Annotated in this window: 10 protein-coding genes; 6 read left to right on the top strand and 4 right to left on the bottom strand. The window is 62.6% G+C overall.

Annotated elements, in window-relative coordinates; translation table 11 throughout:
• Positions 1–87 precede the first annotated feature (87 nt).
• Positions 88–819, bottom strand: a complete 732-nt coding sequence (locus tag MOD31_RS08570; RefSeq protein WP_250820341.1) for a glutamine amidotransferase — start codon at positions 817–819, stop codon at positions 88–90.
• 166 nt (positions 820–985) lie between these two features.
• Here MOD31_RS08570 and MOD31_RS08565 point away from each other — a divergent pair, with 166 nt between their 5' ends.
• A complete protein-coding gene (locus MOD31_RS08565) occupies positions 986–2,212 on the top strand; it encodes an MFS transporter (protein ID WP_250820373.1) in 1,227 nt (408 codons plus the stop codon).
• Positions 2,213–2,352: 140 nt separating this feature from the next.
• Positions 2,353–3,678 (top strand): ammonium transporter, encoded by a 1,326-nt coding sequence (locus tag MOD31_RS08560; protein WP_142937971.1) that lies wholly within the window; start codon positions 2,353–2,355, stop codon positions 3,676–3,678.
• A 74-nt stretch (positions 3,679–3,752) separates the two neighbouring features.
• On the opposite strand, the gene MOD31_RS08555 is transcribed toward MOD31_RS08560, so the two are convergent.
• Together MOD31_RS08555 and MOD31_RS08550 are read right to left on the bottom strand one after the other, a co-directional pair.
• Positions 3,753–4,349: a DUF1992 domain-containing protein gene (locus tag MOD31_RS08555; protein WP_142937970.1), complete on the bottom strand. Its 597-nt coding sequence runs from the start codon at positions 4,347–4,349 to the stop codon at positions 3,753–3,755.
• A 202-nt stretch (positions 4,350–4,551) separates the two neighbouring features.
• The gene (locus tag MOD31_RS08550) at positions 4,552–6,834 is read right to left on the bottom strand and encodes a bifunctional SulP family inorganic anion transporter/carbonic anhydrase (protein ID WP_250820340.1); all 2,283 of its coding nucleotides are present in this window, start codon (positions 6,832–6,834) and stop codon (positions 4,552–4,554) included.
• 431 nt (positions 6,835–7,265) lie between these two features.
• Between MOD31_RS08550 and MOD31_RS08545 the strand changes: the two genes are divergently transcribed.
• The 4 genes from MOD31_RS08545 (at position 7,266) to MOD31_RS08530 (ending at position 12,588) form a co-directional block, all read left to right on the top strand.
• Positions 7,266–9,278: an FG-GAP-like repeat-containing protein gene (locus MOD31_RS08545; RefSeq protein ID WP_250820339.1), complete on the top strand. Its 2,013-nt coding sequence runs from the start codon at positions 7,266–7,268 to the stop codon at positions 9,276–9,278.
• A gap of 105 nt (positions 9,279–9,383) precedes the next feature.
• The gene (locus tag MOD31_RS08540; RefSeq protein ID WP_250820338.1) at positions 9,384–10,460 is read left to right on the top strand and encodes an acyl-CoA dehydrogenase family protein; all 1,077 of its coding nucleotides are present in this window, start codon (positions 9,384–9,386) and stop codon (positions 10,458–10,460) included.
• Entirely contained in the window at positions 10,454–11,812 is a 1,359-nt protein-coding gene (locus tag MOD31_RS08535; RefSeq protein ID WP_250820337.1) for a PIG-L family deacetylase, read from the top strand. Before MOD31_RS08540 ends, MOD31_RS08535 begins: the two co-directional genes overlap by 7 nt.
• 2 nt (positions 11,813–11,814) lie before the next feature.
• Positions 11,815–12,588: a glycosyltransferase family 2 protein gene (locus MOD31_RS08530; RefSeq protein WP_250820336.1), complete on the top strand. Its 774-nt coding sequence runs from the start codon at positions 11,815–11,817 to the stop codon at positions 12,586–12,588.
• Here the strand turns inward: MOD31_RS08530 and MOD31_RS08525 are convergent.
• Entirely contained in the window at positions 12,585–13,163 is a 579-nt protein-coding gene (locus MOD31_RS08525) for an adenylate kinase (RefSeq protein WP_250820335.1), read from the bottom strand. The genes MOD31_RS08530 and MOD31_RS08525 overlap by 4 nt on opposite strands.
• Between the last annotated feature and the right edge of the window lie 39 nt (positions 13,164–13,202).

Here is a 13,202-nt window from a genome sequence, read left to right as displayed (position 1 = left end):
CCACAACAAACACCCCCCACCTTGCGGGGCCTACTCTGCGCGGCATTCCGTGCGCGAGGGGCGCAAAGCGGGCCCCACAACGCACGGCTAGCGGGCGTAGCGCTCCGTGAAGTTCCTGAGCACCCGCATGGGCTCCGTCACGGATGATTCAAGGGCGGCGGCGATGAGTTGGTCGGCCTCGTGGGGCGGGAAGTAGCCGGAGTTCTTGTAGATGTTGATACGGGTGATCAGGCCATCGGCGTCCAGCTCGGGGTGGAACTGCGTGGCGTAGAGGTTGTTCTTGATCCGGAACATGTGCACCGGGCAGGCAGCTGAACTGGCCAACAACACTGCATGTTCGGGAAGTTTGCTGCACGCTTCCTTGTGGCCAACGAACGCCTCAAAGGAGCGGGGGACTCCGCGAAGTAAGGGATCGCGTTCTCCCTCAGCCGTTAGAGTGATCTCCGTGGCTCCAACGGGCTCCCCGAACCGACGATCAATCACAGCGCCCTGGTGCACGCCCAAGGTACCAACGCCGTAGCACGCACCCAGGAACGGGAAGTCATCGGCCACGATTCGGTCCAGTAACGATGAGAGTTCGGCCTCAACCCGGATCTGGTCTGCGCTCTTCTCCTCCACAGGATCGCTGGAGGTGTACGGGCTGCCGCCGACGATCACACCGGAATAGTCGGACAGTTCAAGGGCCGGCAAAGGCCCGGATTCCAGCCGAATGCGGACCAGTTCTTCCGGTTTCAGGCCACAGTACCGGAGGTAGGCCTGGTACTCGTCATCGGCTGCGGCGTCTTCGGCTCGGGTGGCCAGCAAGAGAAAGGGCTTCACAGGCCCAGTCTGCGCGAGGAATGACTGACGGACAAAGTGTGTTGCTAACCGGAGGGGGTTTCTGACAGAGACTCCCTCGCATCGCCGTGGCTGCATAACGTTGTAGGGACCCCTATGAACTAACCCTTTATTCATTCCAGAGGAGCAATCTTTGAAGCAGGACCCCGTGGTCGTCGGAACGCCATCAGCCGAGGCGTCGCGTGCTGCAACGCAGCAACCGAAGAAGATCCCGTGGGGCGGGCTGTTGGTCTTGGCGGCTGCAGGTTTCACCGCCGTGACCACCGAGCTCCTGCCCTCCGGCCTGCTCCCTCAAATCAGCCGTGATCTGGGAGTGGACGAATCGGCCGTGGGTTCCCTGACTGCTGTCTACGCTGCGATTATCGTTTTCACTGCCCTGCCGCTTTCCCGGTTCCTCGCTGGACGGGTCCCCCGCAAGACGCTACTGATCGCCACCGTGCTGACGTTTGCCCTCAGTAACGTTCTCCTGGCCTTGAGCCCGACACTGGGTTGGGCAATCGGGGCGCGGCTCCTTGGCGGCATCGCGCATGGCATGTTGTGGTCCAGCATGGCCCCGTATGTGGCCCGCATCGTTCCCGCCCATTCAGTAGGCAAGGCCATGGCTGTGGTGTTCAGCGGCAACAGCATCGCGCTGGCCGTGGGTGCTCCCATCGGAACGCTCATGGGTTCACTTATGACGTGGCGTGCCTCGTTCCTGGTGTTGGCCGGGGTGGGCGTCCTGCTGGCCGTATTGGCTTTCTGGCTCCTCCCCGGCGCCCACGACCAAGCCAGCCAGAAAACCCCTTCCCTCCGGGCGGCCATGAAACTGCCTGGCGTGGTCGCAATCGCCATCGCATGGCCACTCTTGTTGCTGGCCCATTTCACGCTGTTCACCTACGTTGCGCCCTTCCTCCTCGCGTCAGGACTGCCGGAGTCCGCCACCAGCCTCTCCCTCTCGGTGGTGGGCGTGGCAAGCCTCGTGGGTATCTGGATTGCCGGCATGACAGCTGACTCCCGCCCGCGCACTTCGGTGATTGCCGCCGTCGGACTCTTGACGTTGGCGTTCGCCCTGCTGCCGGCGCTGGGCGGCACCTGGGTGGGCGCGTTCGGACTGATGACGCTGTGGGGCATCGCCTTTGGCGCGGTGGGTATTTACAATCAGGCCGCGATTCTCCGTGCCGGTGGTGAGCACAAGGATGCTGCCAACGGCCTCACCGTGGTGACCATTCAGCTGGGTATCGCCGTTGGGGCTGTCTATGGCGCCTTCGCCCTCACCTCGGTGGGGGCACAGTTGGTGCCTCTGGCCGCGGCCCTGCCCACGGCTATCGCCTTGGTGATCATCATCGCCAGCCGTCGCGGAGGCTACCCCGCCGGACCCCGGGAGAAGCGCCGTTAACATTTCCGAAACATGCCAGTGACGTGATCTTCACGAACGGGGTATTTCTGTAACTTAGCTGCAACTTAGCTCTTCTGAGTCGGAAACATAGCTCACCGAATATTGATCGGGGGGTTGGACTCAACGAGAAGGGAACGCAGGTGGAGATCTCTGCGCAACACGTCTGGATGATGTTGTCGGCGGCAATGGTGCTGTTCATGACCCCCGGCCTCGGCCTTTTTTACGGTGGCATGACCCGCGCCAAGGCAGCGCTCAACATGATCATGATGAGCTTCATCTCTGCGGGCATCGTCGGCGTGGTGTGGGTTCTGTGGGGATACTCGATGACCACTGGCGACGGCTTCCTCGGCCTGTTCGGCAACCCCTTCGCACACTTCGGCCTGCAGGATCTGATCGGCTCGCCCGATCTCATCAAGGCAGGCTTCGCTGCCACGTTCGCCATCATCACAGTGGCCCTGATCAGCGGAGCAATTGCCGACCGCGCCAAGTTCGGAGCCTGGGCACTGTTCGTACCGATCTGGATCACCGTGGTCTACTGCCCGCTGGCCTACATGATCTGGGGCGGCGGCCTCATGAGCGCCGGCGGTGCCGTCACCCAAATCTTCGGTCAGGTCATCGACTTCGCCGGCGGTGCAGTGGTTGAGGTCAGCTCCGGAACCGCCGCTTTCGTCCTCGCATTGATCGTGGGAAAGCGTCACGGATTCGCCAAAGACCCCAACCACCGCCCGCACAACGTGCCGTTCATCATGATCGGCGCGGCCATTCTCTGGTTCGGCTGGTTCGGATTCAACGGCGGCGCAGCAACCACCGCCGAGCAAGCCGGCCTCATCTGGATCAACACCCTGGTCACACCGGCAGCAGCAATGCTCAGCTGGCTCATTGTAGAAAAAGTCCGTCACGGTCACCCGACATCGCTGGGTGCGGCGTCCGGGGTCGTGGCCGGCCTGGTGGCCATCACGCCTTCCTGCGCCAACATCAGTCCGCTTGCCGCACTGGGACTTGGCCTGGTTGCCGGCGCCGCCTGCGCCGTGTTCGTGGACCTGAAGTACAAGTTCGGGTTCGACGACTCCCTGGACGTGGTGGGCGTGCACTTCGGTGCGGGCGTCATCGGCACGCTCTCCCTGGGCTTCATCGCGTTCCCCACCGAGGGCACGGCCGGCGGCCTCTTCTACGGCGGCGGCCCGCAGCAGCTGATTGCCCAAACAGTTGCCGTACTGATCACCATCGTCCTGTCCGGTTTGGGCACACTGGTGATCGGCCGGATCATCCACAAGACCATCGGATTCCGGGTTCCCCTGGAGCACGAAGTCACCGGCGTGGACCTCACCCAGCACGCAGAGTCCGCGTACGAGTTTGGCCTCACCGCCCACGGCCACTTCCGCCAGCAGCAAGCTCACCTCTCAGCCCTGATCGCCCGGAAACCGGCTCCAGCTGCCCCGGAGGCCAAGGAAGACAGCTTCGCCTAAAGTCCTCTCACACAGAACAGCAGCCGACGGCGGAACTCAGGTTTGTTTCGCCGTCGGCTGCCGTTGTGTGCCCCTCACCCGGGGCCGTTCCAGAGTCGCTGCCACCACGTTCGTTTGCCGGGCGGGTCAGGCTCCGGCTCGGGTGGGGCTGCTGCGGCCCTGCGCTCCCGCCACCTTACAATTTCAGCCTCCACGTCGCGGAGCTTAGTGATCACTGGCGGGCCGCCTTGTAATTGCCGCCGCGCCTCCACCACGCGTTTGTTGAAGTCCTCCAGCAGATCCCGGACTTGTTTCTCGGTGTATTGCAGGTCCACCTTGGCGTCGAGTTCCGAGTCCTCAATCCGCAGTAAGATGGCGGGCGGCCCGATGCCGCTGAGCCGTTCACGCTGGATGAGCCCCTTGACCCACCAGTCGGGGTCGTAGTGCTCCCCCAAACCGGGGATTGGTTTGCCGGCGTACTTCAGGTTGTCGAACTTGCCCTGGTTCATGGCATCGCGGATGAGGTATTCAACCCGTGCAGCGTCATCCACCTTGCGGCGTTTCTCGCGTTCTTCGGCATCCGCGGCCTCAAGCTCTGCGTCTTCTTCGGCATTCCCGCCCCAAGACCGTACTGCCCGCAGTTCCGCGCCCCGCTCGAGCTTCCGTCTGAAGGCGTTGTTCTCGGCATTCACGTTCCCCGCCACCTCCTCACACGGCAGCCCTCGCCTGCCGGAAATCGTGGTCTCTGAGTCCAGTATTGCGCACGCTGTGGGTGGCCCGGGCCTCCACCACCCACATTAAAACTGAAACAGCCCCGACACGCCGCCGAAGCGGAGTGTCGGGGCTGTTGTCCTCCCAAAGTGGGTGGATGGGGCCAGTCTGGGGCACGTGGAGCTACGCGCGAACCGCCATGCTCGGGTCCAGTTGCTCGATGCCCTCCGGCGTCACCAGGACAACCCGGGCCGTGCAAATGTCGTAGAACAAGCCAGTGGCCTCAAGTTGACCGGATGCCAGGGCAGGCCCGGTGACCGGGTGTTCTTCCAGCTTCCGGAGTTGGAGGGCCACGTTCACCATGCTCAATTGGTCCAGCCGGCTGTAACCCTCAGCCGCTGCAGCAATCGCTACAGGGTGGCCGGTCATCAGGGCAGAGTAGCTCGGCCGGGCGTGCTCCAGCCACGTATCGAAGCCGGCACCCATGCCCGGCGAAGCCCCCTCAGCATCGGCAATGACAGCTTTCATCGCACCGCAGTTGGAGTGCCCACAGACCACGATCGAGTCCACGGACAAGCCTTTGACGGCGAAGGACAGGGCAGAGTCGATCGAAGCATCGCTGCCGTCATTGCACACCACGTTGCCAATGTTCCGGAGAGTGAGGAGGTCGCCGGGCCCGCTGCTGGTGATCAGGTTGGGATTGACCCTGGAGTCCACACAGGCAACAAAGAGCGTGTCCGGATTCTGCCCTTCGGTGAGGTCCTGAACCAGGGGACGGACCTTGTCTGCGTGCCGCCGGTGATACTTATCGATGCCCAGGAGGATTGACCGCAGCGGCAGCCGCCCGCCGTCGTCGTCGTGAGCTGGGGTGACACCGGCAGGCAACCAGGACGTACGGGGCGGCAGCGGGAATTCGCGCGGGTCTTGGCGCTGCGGGGTGTTGTCCGCGGCGTCGCTGAATGCAGTGGTTCCGTGCTCTTCGAGGATCACGGAGGCGCCGGTGTTGCGCTGCTGCTTCTGCCAAGCGACCAGTGCTTCGCGGAAGGCGTGGTCAAGGTAGTCGGCGTTGAGTTCCACCACCACATCCTGGCCTTCTGGCACGGAATGGAGGACGCGGTTGAGCCGGGGCAGCGCGAAGAAGCTGCAGGAGCCGGCGATGGTCACGCGCCACGGCAGTGCTTCTGCAGAGGGAGCGTGCGCATGGATCTGTGCCCGGAGCACGCGCCACAGGACGCAGAGGGCGGCCAGTGCGAGGCCGATGATGACGCCTTCAAGGAGGTTGAGGGCCACCACGCAGACCAGGGTGACGCTGTAGACGAGGAGGTCTCCCGTGCGGAGGCTGGTGCGGATGTCCGCGACTTTGATGAGCTTGGCGCCGATCACCAGCAGGAGCCCGGCGAGCACGGACAACGGAATCAGTTGGATGAGTCCGGCGAAGAGGGCCGAAAACACCAGAACCCACACGCCGTGCAGGATTGCGGAGGTACGGCTCTTCGCTCCGGCTTCTACGTTGGTGGCACTACGGACAATCACACCGGTGACGGGCAGCCCGCCGAGCATGCCGGAAACGACGTTCGCGGAGCCTTGGCCCACGAGTTCCCGGTTGAGGTTGGTGCGCGAGCCGCCCATTTTGTCTACGGCGACGGCTGACAGGAGCGACTCGATGCTAGCGATCAGAGCCACCGTGATGACGGCCATGGCCGCGGCGCGCCAGTTTCCGTCGGGCAGGCTTGGGAGGGCGATGGCGTCGAAGATGGATCCGCTGAAGCTAATGCGCTCCACGCTTGGCGCAACTGCGACGGACAGCGCCGTCACGGCGACGACGGCGGCAAGCGGCCCGGGGATCTTCCGGACTGCGGCGGGGAGGAACTTCCACGTCAGTAGAATCGCGACGACGGCCACGCCCAGCAACGCCGAGTGCAGCTCGACGTTGGTGATGGCTGGGGGGAGCGCTGTGAGGTTTTCGAGGGCAGATCCAGCGGCCTGACCGCCAAGAAGTACGTGGAGTTGCTGCAGGATGATGGTGATGCCGATGCCCGCGAGCATCGCCTTGACTACCACCGGCGAGACTGCCAGCGCAGCACGCCCGATGCGGCTGACACCCATGAGGAGCTGCACGACGCCGGCAGCAGCGGTGATTGCGCATGTCACCTGCCAGCCGAACTCGTCTACCAGGCCGGCAACGACGACGGTCAGACCGGCGGCTGGGCCGCTCACCTGCAGTGGGGAGCCGCCCAGGCTGCCTGCAACAATGCCGCCGACGGCTGCGGCAATGAGGCCCGCCATGATCGGAGCACCTGAGGCGGCGGCGATGCCGAGGGAAAGCGGGAGCGCTACGAGGAAGACGACGAGCGATGCGGGTAGGTCTGCTCCCAGGTTGCTCAGGAGGCTGGTCTTACGGGCCTTGGGGCCTGGCGGGCTGTGTGAGTCGGCGGGAACGGTGGCGGATTCGTTGGACTGCGGCATGGGAACTCCTAGCTCTGGACTGCTGACCTTTCCAAGCTACGGAACTTGTCACCGTTAATGACAACAAGATGTGACAAGCGTGACAAAAGCTGTGAAGATGCGCTTCATGTTGGGACCAATGGGAACTTTGGCGGGGGTTGAGCGCGTTGGGGGTCCGAAGCTTTGGCCGCTGGACGAAACATTGGGACCCGGATCACATCCAATGCTCGGCCGGCTGTAAACTTCGCTGGTTGAAGCGATAGTCGCTCATCGAATTTATTGGGGGTTGAGCCTTGGCTGCTCGGGGTATATCCAGGTCTTTTGTCGGTGCCGCGGGGAGGCGTCTTGCTGCCGGGCTTCTTGTGCTGCTCACGGCGGCGAGCATCCTGGTCGGAGTGGGAGCCGGGTCGGCGCAGGCTGACATTCTGACTGACCAAAAGTTCAAAGGCAGCATGCCTATAGACGAAGTGTTGAATGCCAAGACCAACAAGATCTACGTAACGAACTACACCGCCAAGTCGGTGATGGTCGTTGATGGAAACACCATGACCTCGAAATCGATCGCCGTTACCGAATTTCCCGAGGAAATTGCCGTCAATGAAATTACCAACAAGATTTACGTCTCCCATGCTGGCAGCAAACTGGTCACAGTAATCGACGGCGCATCTGAAGTGACGACGACCATCGCTCTCGCGGCACGCCCATCGGTTCTCGCCGTCAACAGCAAAACCAACAAGATCTACGTTAGCCACAGGGGCGCAGGACTCTCAGTTATCGACGGGTCCACTCGGACAGCTACTCTTTTGCCTTCGCCCTTGGCTGTTGAATCAATGGCCGTTGATGAGACAACGAACCGGATCTTTGTCACGGATTGGGTCGGTAAGAAGACTGCGGTTCTCGACGGAGCTAACCACACTTTCAGCACCATTGACCTTGGATGTGTCGCCCAGTCCATGGTCTTGAATAGCGCTGCCCAAAAGATTTTCTTTGCCTGCCCGGCCGCCAAGGCATTTGCGGTTCTCGATGGACAAACCAATGCTGTGACTGTTGCTCCAACTGGAACAGATGCGCGTCCCGGGGTCATGGCCATCAACCGCAAAGCCAACATGGTCTATGCCTCAGATGAAGGCGGCCAGTACCTGACGGCGCTCGACGGTGCCACCCTGAAAGTTACTAATACCCCGGTGGACGACACCAATTATCAGAGCATGGCAGTCAACGAAACCACCAATAAGGTCTATGCATCTGATCTTTACAACTACCGTGTAACGGTATTTGATTCGCAGGCAAACCTGCTGGGTGATGTCAGGGACTTCAATAATCCGGCTGACCTGGCCGTGAACGAGGCCACGAACAAGATCTATGTCCTCGACTCAGGTGCCGCTGAAATCCGGATCATTGACGGGAAGAACGTTGCGCCGGTCTTCACCTCCGGTAACCCGCCAAACGCAGGGACTGTCGGGGTCCGGTACCATCACTACTTCACGGCTAGCGGCTCGCTGGTACCCCAGTTCAAGGTTGCAAGCGGCTCATTACCGCCCGGCCTCACTCTGCAATCACTAAATCCTGGCGGGGTGCTAACCGGCGTTCCCACCACACCAGGCACTTACACGTTCCGCGTCGCGTCCACTAATGGCTACGGTTCAGATGCGATCAGCGCACTCCTGACCATCACGATCAAAGCGGCTAGCGTGGGGCACGACTTCAACGGAGACCGAAAGCCCGATGTCCTTTCCCGCGATGGAAACGGGAACTTGTGGCTTTACCCCGGTCAGGGCAACGGTGGCTGGCTTCCGCGGATTCAGGTTGGCCAAGGCTGGAACGTGATGACGTCCATGGTTGCCCCCGGAGACTTCAATGGGGACGGCAATGCCGACGTTCTGGCGCGTGATGGCGGCGGCGCACTCTGGCTTTACCCAGGCAACGGCGGAGGCGGTTGGTTTGCTCGAGTCCAAGTGGGACAGGGATGGAATTCGATGAGCGCTGTCACAGCAGTCGGAGACCTCGACCTTGACGGAAGTGCCGACTTGGTAGCCAGGGACGCGGACAGCTACCTCTGGCTCTATCGAGGGAACGGAAAAGGTGGCTGGCTTCCGCCGAGCCGGATGGGGAACGGGTGGCATGTATTGACTGCGATGATGGGGCCCGGCGATATCACCAAGGACGGCGTTCCCGATCTTCTGGCTACTGACGGCCCCGGAGCATTGCAGGAATACAGAGGTCACCAGACACGGTATGAGTGGGGAGTGCATTCGTACTTCACCGGCCCCACCACCGTAGGCAACGGCTGGAACGCCATGACCTCAATCATCGGCCCCGGCGACTTCAACGGCGACGGCAACGTGGACCTCCTGGCCCGCGACGCAGGCGGAGCCCTCTGGCTCTACCCCAGCAACGCCCAAGGAGGCTGGCTCCCCCGCGGCCTGGTCGGCTCCGGCTGGAACGCCATGAACCTGATCATCTAGCGCACCACGAAACAAAGCAAAGCGGACGACGGCGGGAACCTCCCGCCGTCGTCCGTTTGCTTTCCGCACAGATAACCTAAGGTTCCTTAGTTTAGGCTTGGCATCATGAGCTATTCCGAAGCCCAGCCCGTCCGCATCAGTTCCGAACCTGCGCAGCTGCAAGCCTTGGAGCCTGTGCTCGAAAAAGTGCGGGCAGCAGTGGGCGACGTGCCGACTTTGCTGACCCTGGCCAAGGACATCGGCCGGACCGCCCCAAAGCCCGGAGAAGGAAACACCGCCAAGCTGTGGGAACTGTTGGCCTCCGTCACAGCCGTGGATGTCGCGGCCGGGCGAGTGCTCGAACCACACCTTGATGCCTTGGCAATCCTCTCTCAAGCGGGGGCAGAAGAACCGCAAGAGGGAACATGGGGAGTCTTCGCAGCGGAAGGCCCCGGAACAAAGCTCGAGGCCAAGCGAACCGCAAACGGCAGCTACGTCCTCAACGGATCCAAGCCGTGGTGCTCACTGGCCGCGCAGCTGGACGGCGCAGTGATCACCGCCCACACGGAAGACAACAACACCAGAGCGGCCTTCGCCGTTGACCTAAAGCACCAAGGCGTGACAGCGGAGACACCCGCGTGGACCAGTCGCGGCCTGCAGGAAATTCCGAGCGGAACAGTCCACTTTGACCAAGTCGCAGCGCAGCCCGTCAACCAAGGAAGCTGGTATTTCCAGCGCCCGGGTTTCGCTTGGGGCGGCATGGGTGTGGCTGCGTGTTGGTTAGGCGGAGCCGTCGCCGTAGCGCGAGACTACACGGATGCGTTGACCAAGGCCGCAGCCAACGGCCGCGAACCGGACCAGTTTGCGCTGGCTTCCCTGGGCGAGATCGACCGTATCCTTGCCACCACCACGAGCCACCTCGCCCAGGCAGCGGAACGAATCGACGCCGGTGATTTGGAAGGCTCAGATCCTGACGGCCCAAGCCCCTGGCCGGAAGCCCTCCGTATCCGCGGAACTGTTGCCACCGCCGTCGAGCGTGTGCAAACCTTGGTGACGCAGAACCTGGGCCCCGGCCCGCTGGCTTTCGACGAAGCTTATGGCAAGCGCATGGCGGACCTGTCGCTGTACATCAGGCAGCATCACGCCATGCGGGACGACGCCCAGTTGGGCGCCCTGGCTCTGAAAGGGGACCGCAGTTGGTAGCTTTCTCGCACACGGACACCGGCACGTCGGAGTCTGAATGGGCTGCCAGCGGGGTTGCTGCCTTGCCCGAACTGCCCCTGAGCGCAGACGAACTGGCTGACATGACGTTCGTAGTTCTCGCGGCCCACCCGGACGACGAAACACTGGGCGCAGGCGGTTTCCTTGCCAAACTTCATGAAGCCGGAGCTGCAGTGGAGGTTCTGCTGTGCACCGCCGGCGAAGCTTCGCATCCTGACTCGCAAACCACGACGCCGGAACAGCTTGCGGCTGTCAGGCTCACGGAGTTCGACTCGGCAGTGTCCGGGTTGAATCCCAGCGCCACGTGGCGGTTCCTGGAACTTGCCGATGGGCAGCTCGCGGCCAGTACGGAGAGGATCGCGGACTCTCTTCGGGCAGCGGTTGCGGGAAGGCCGGCAGACAGCGTCACGATTATTGCCCCCTATCGCCATGACGGGCACACCGACCATGACACCCTTGGCAGCATCGCCGCGGACGTCGCGGCACAGGGCGGCCATGGCCTGCTGGAGTATCCCATCTGGTACTGGTTGTGGGCTGGTCCGGATGACTCCACATGGAACTCGTGGGTGCGGGTGCCGTTAGCGGATCAGGATCAGCGCGCCAAACAACGGGCAATGGGCGCCCACCTCTCCCAAACGAAGCCGCTGTCCGATCAACCCGGAGATGAGACGCTCCTTTCAGATACGTTCCTTGAACACTTCAGAAGGCCATGGGAGACCTTCTCTTGGCATCCTTCCGCGGCCGGGAGCAACAGTGCCGCAGACGCCGAGCGGATCTTCGACGAGGTCCACTCCAGGGAGGAAGATCCCTGGAGTTACACCACCAGCTGGTACGAACGGCGCAAACGGTCAATGACCTTGGCCGCGCTGCCGGAGGAATCGTATGAATCCGGGCTGGAACTGGGTTGCTCCATTGGCACTCTCAGCGAGGAACTCGCCCAGCGCTGCCAACAGTTCCTTGGAGTGGACGCCAGCAGCGCAGCCCTTGCCCAGGCAGCTAAGCGGCTGGCCCGATTCCCCTCCGCCCAAGCCAAGCACCTGACCATGCCCGGTGAATGGCCTGAGGGAACGTTCGATCTTGTGGTGTTGTCCGAGACGGGTTACTACCTTTCGCCGGATGAACTCTCTGAGCTCCTGGCACGGATTGAGGCGTCCACGCGACCCGGCGGCACCTTGGTGTTGTGCCATTGGCGGCACCCCATTTCGGGCTGGCAACTGGACGCCGAAGCGGTCCATGCCATGGCTCGTAAGAAACTCGGCTGGCCCACGCACGGCCTCTACCGTGAGAAAGACTTCATGTTGGAGATCCTTCTGGCACCTGAGAGGACAGCATAACCATGCCCCGGCCGCTGGAGATCAAGAGCCTGGCAGTGGTGATGCCCGCCCATAATGAGGACCAGCACATCGGCAAAGCTTTGGCCGCACTGAAAGCCTCCGCGGACGCTCTCCACCACGAACGCCAGGACATTGAAGCCAGGATCGTGGTGGTTCTTGATCATTGCACCGATCGATCAGCAGAGATTGCCGCTGCCCATACCTCCGGCGACAACCGCTTCAGCGTGGTGAACGTGCAGCTGCGGAGCACGGGGGCCAGCCGGGACTTTGGTTTGCGCGCCGCGTTGGAAAGCCTGCGTGCTGATGACGCTGCCGGTATCTGGCTGGCCACCACGGACGCCGACTCCGCTGTACCCCTGCATTGGCTGACGCGGCAGGTGGAACTGGCCGATGCCGGCGCGGACGCCGTCCTTGGGTCGGTTGAACCCGACCCAGCAGACATGGAGCCAGCCATCCATCGCCGCTGGCTGGAACTCCACCCTTTTCGGGAGGACCATCAGCACATCTACGGCGCCAACATGGGAATCCGGGCCTCGGCATACATCAGCGCGGGCGGGTTTCCCGAGTTGCGGGCCCATGAGGACCGCGTCCTGGTGGAACGGCTCCGCCACCGAGGTTTCGCAGTGATAGCCACGGACTCCATCCGCGTTGTGACCTCCGGGCGGACGCATTCCCGCGCGCCGGAAGGATTTGCGGCGTACCTGCGGTCGCTCGCTGCGGAGATTCCGGCTGCCCACGTACCTGCTGCCGAGCTTCCCACGGCCGCCGGCAGCTAACCCGCCAGCGCTCCCTCCAAGGCGGTGATCGCAGCTTTGGTGATGGTTTCCCTTGCGCCCGTCCCGTCGACACTGAGCAGAATCCCACGATGCGAGTATGCCGTCAGCACTGGCTGCGTTTGGTCCCGGTACAGCTCAAGCCGCCGCTGAATCACGGGTTCGGTGTCGTCGGCGCGTCCCTGTTCGTGCGCCCTGCGGAGCATCCGGGAAAGCAATTCGTCGTCTGATGCGGTCAACTCAAGAACTACTTCAAGGGTTTGCTGACGGTCGGCCAGGATCTCGTCCAGGGCGCCGATCTGGATGACCGTCCGTGGGTAGCCGTCCAACAGGAACCCGGCCGCCGCGTCCTCTTCATCAAGCCGCGCCCTCAGCATGGCCGTGGTGACGTGATCCGGCACAAACTCCCCGCGATCCATATAGCCGCTGGCTTCTGCCCCCAATTCCGTTTTGTCGCGGACGTGGTCGCGGAACAGCTCACCAGTGGAAATGGCGGGGATCCCAAAATGCCGGGCAATGTGCTCTGCCTGCGTACCTTTACCGGAACCGGGAGGACCCATGATGATCATTCGCGCCATGACACTGGTCCGTTTCGAGAGGCAACAGGGACTTAACCA

It is taken from the genome of Paenarthrobacter sp. TYUT067 (genome assembly GCF_023656375.1).
GTDB lineage: Bacteria > Actinomycetota > Actinomycetes > Actinomycetales > Micrococcaceae > Arthrobacter.
The sequence above is the reverse complement of the archived record's forward strand: the minus strand, read 5'-3'. Positions and strand labels throughout refer to the sequence as shown.

Coding starts and splice junctions, on each gene's coding strand:
- MOD31_RS08550 (WP_250820340.1), bottom strand. CDS start 6,834: ATGCCGCAGTCCAACGAATCCGCCACCGTTCCCGCCGACTCACACAGC.
- MOD31_RS08545 (WP_250820339.1), top strand. CDS start 7,266: ATGCCTATAGACGAAGTGTTGAATGCCAAGACCAACAAGATCTACGTA.
- MOD31_RS08540 (WP_250820338.1), top strand. CDS start 9,384: ATGAGCTATTCCGAAGCCCAGCCCGTCCGCATCAGTTCCGAACCTGCG.
- MOD31_RS08530 (WP_250820336.1), top strand. CDS start 11,815: ATGCCCCGGCCGCTGGAGATCAAGAGCCTGGCAGTGGTGATGCCCGCC.
- MOD31_RS08525 (WP_250820335.1), bottom strand. CDS start 13,163: ATGGCGCGAATGATCATCATGGGTCCTCCCGGTTCCGGTAAAGGTACG.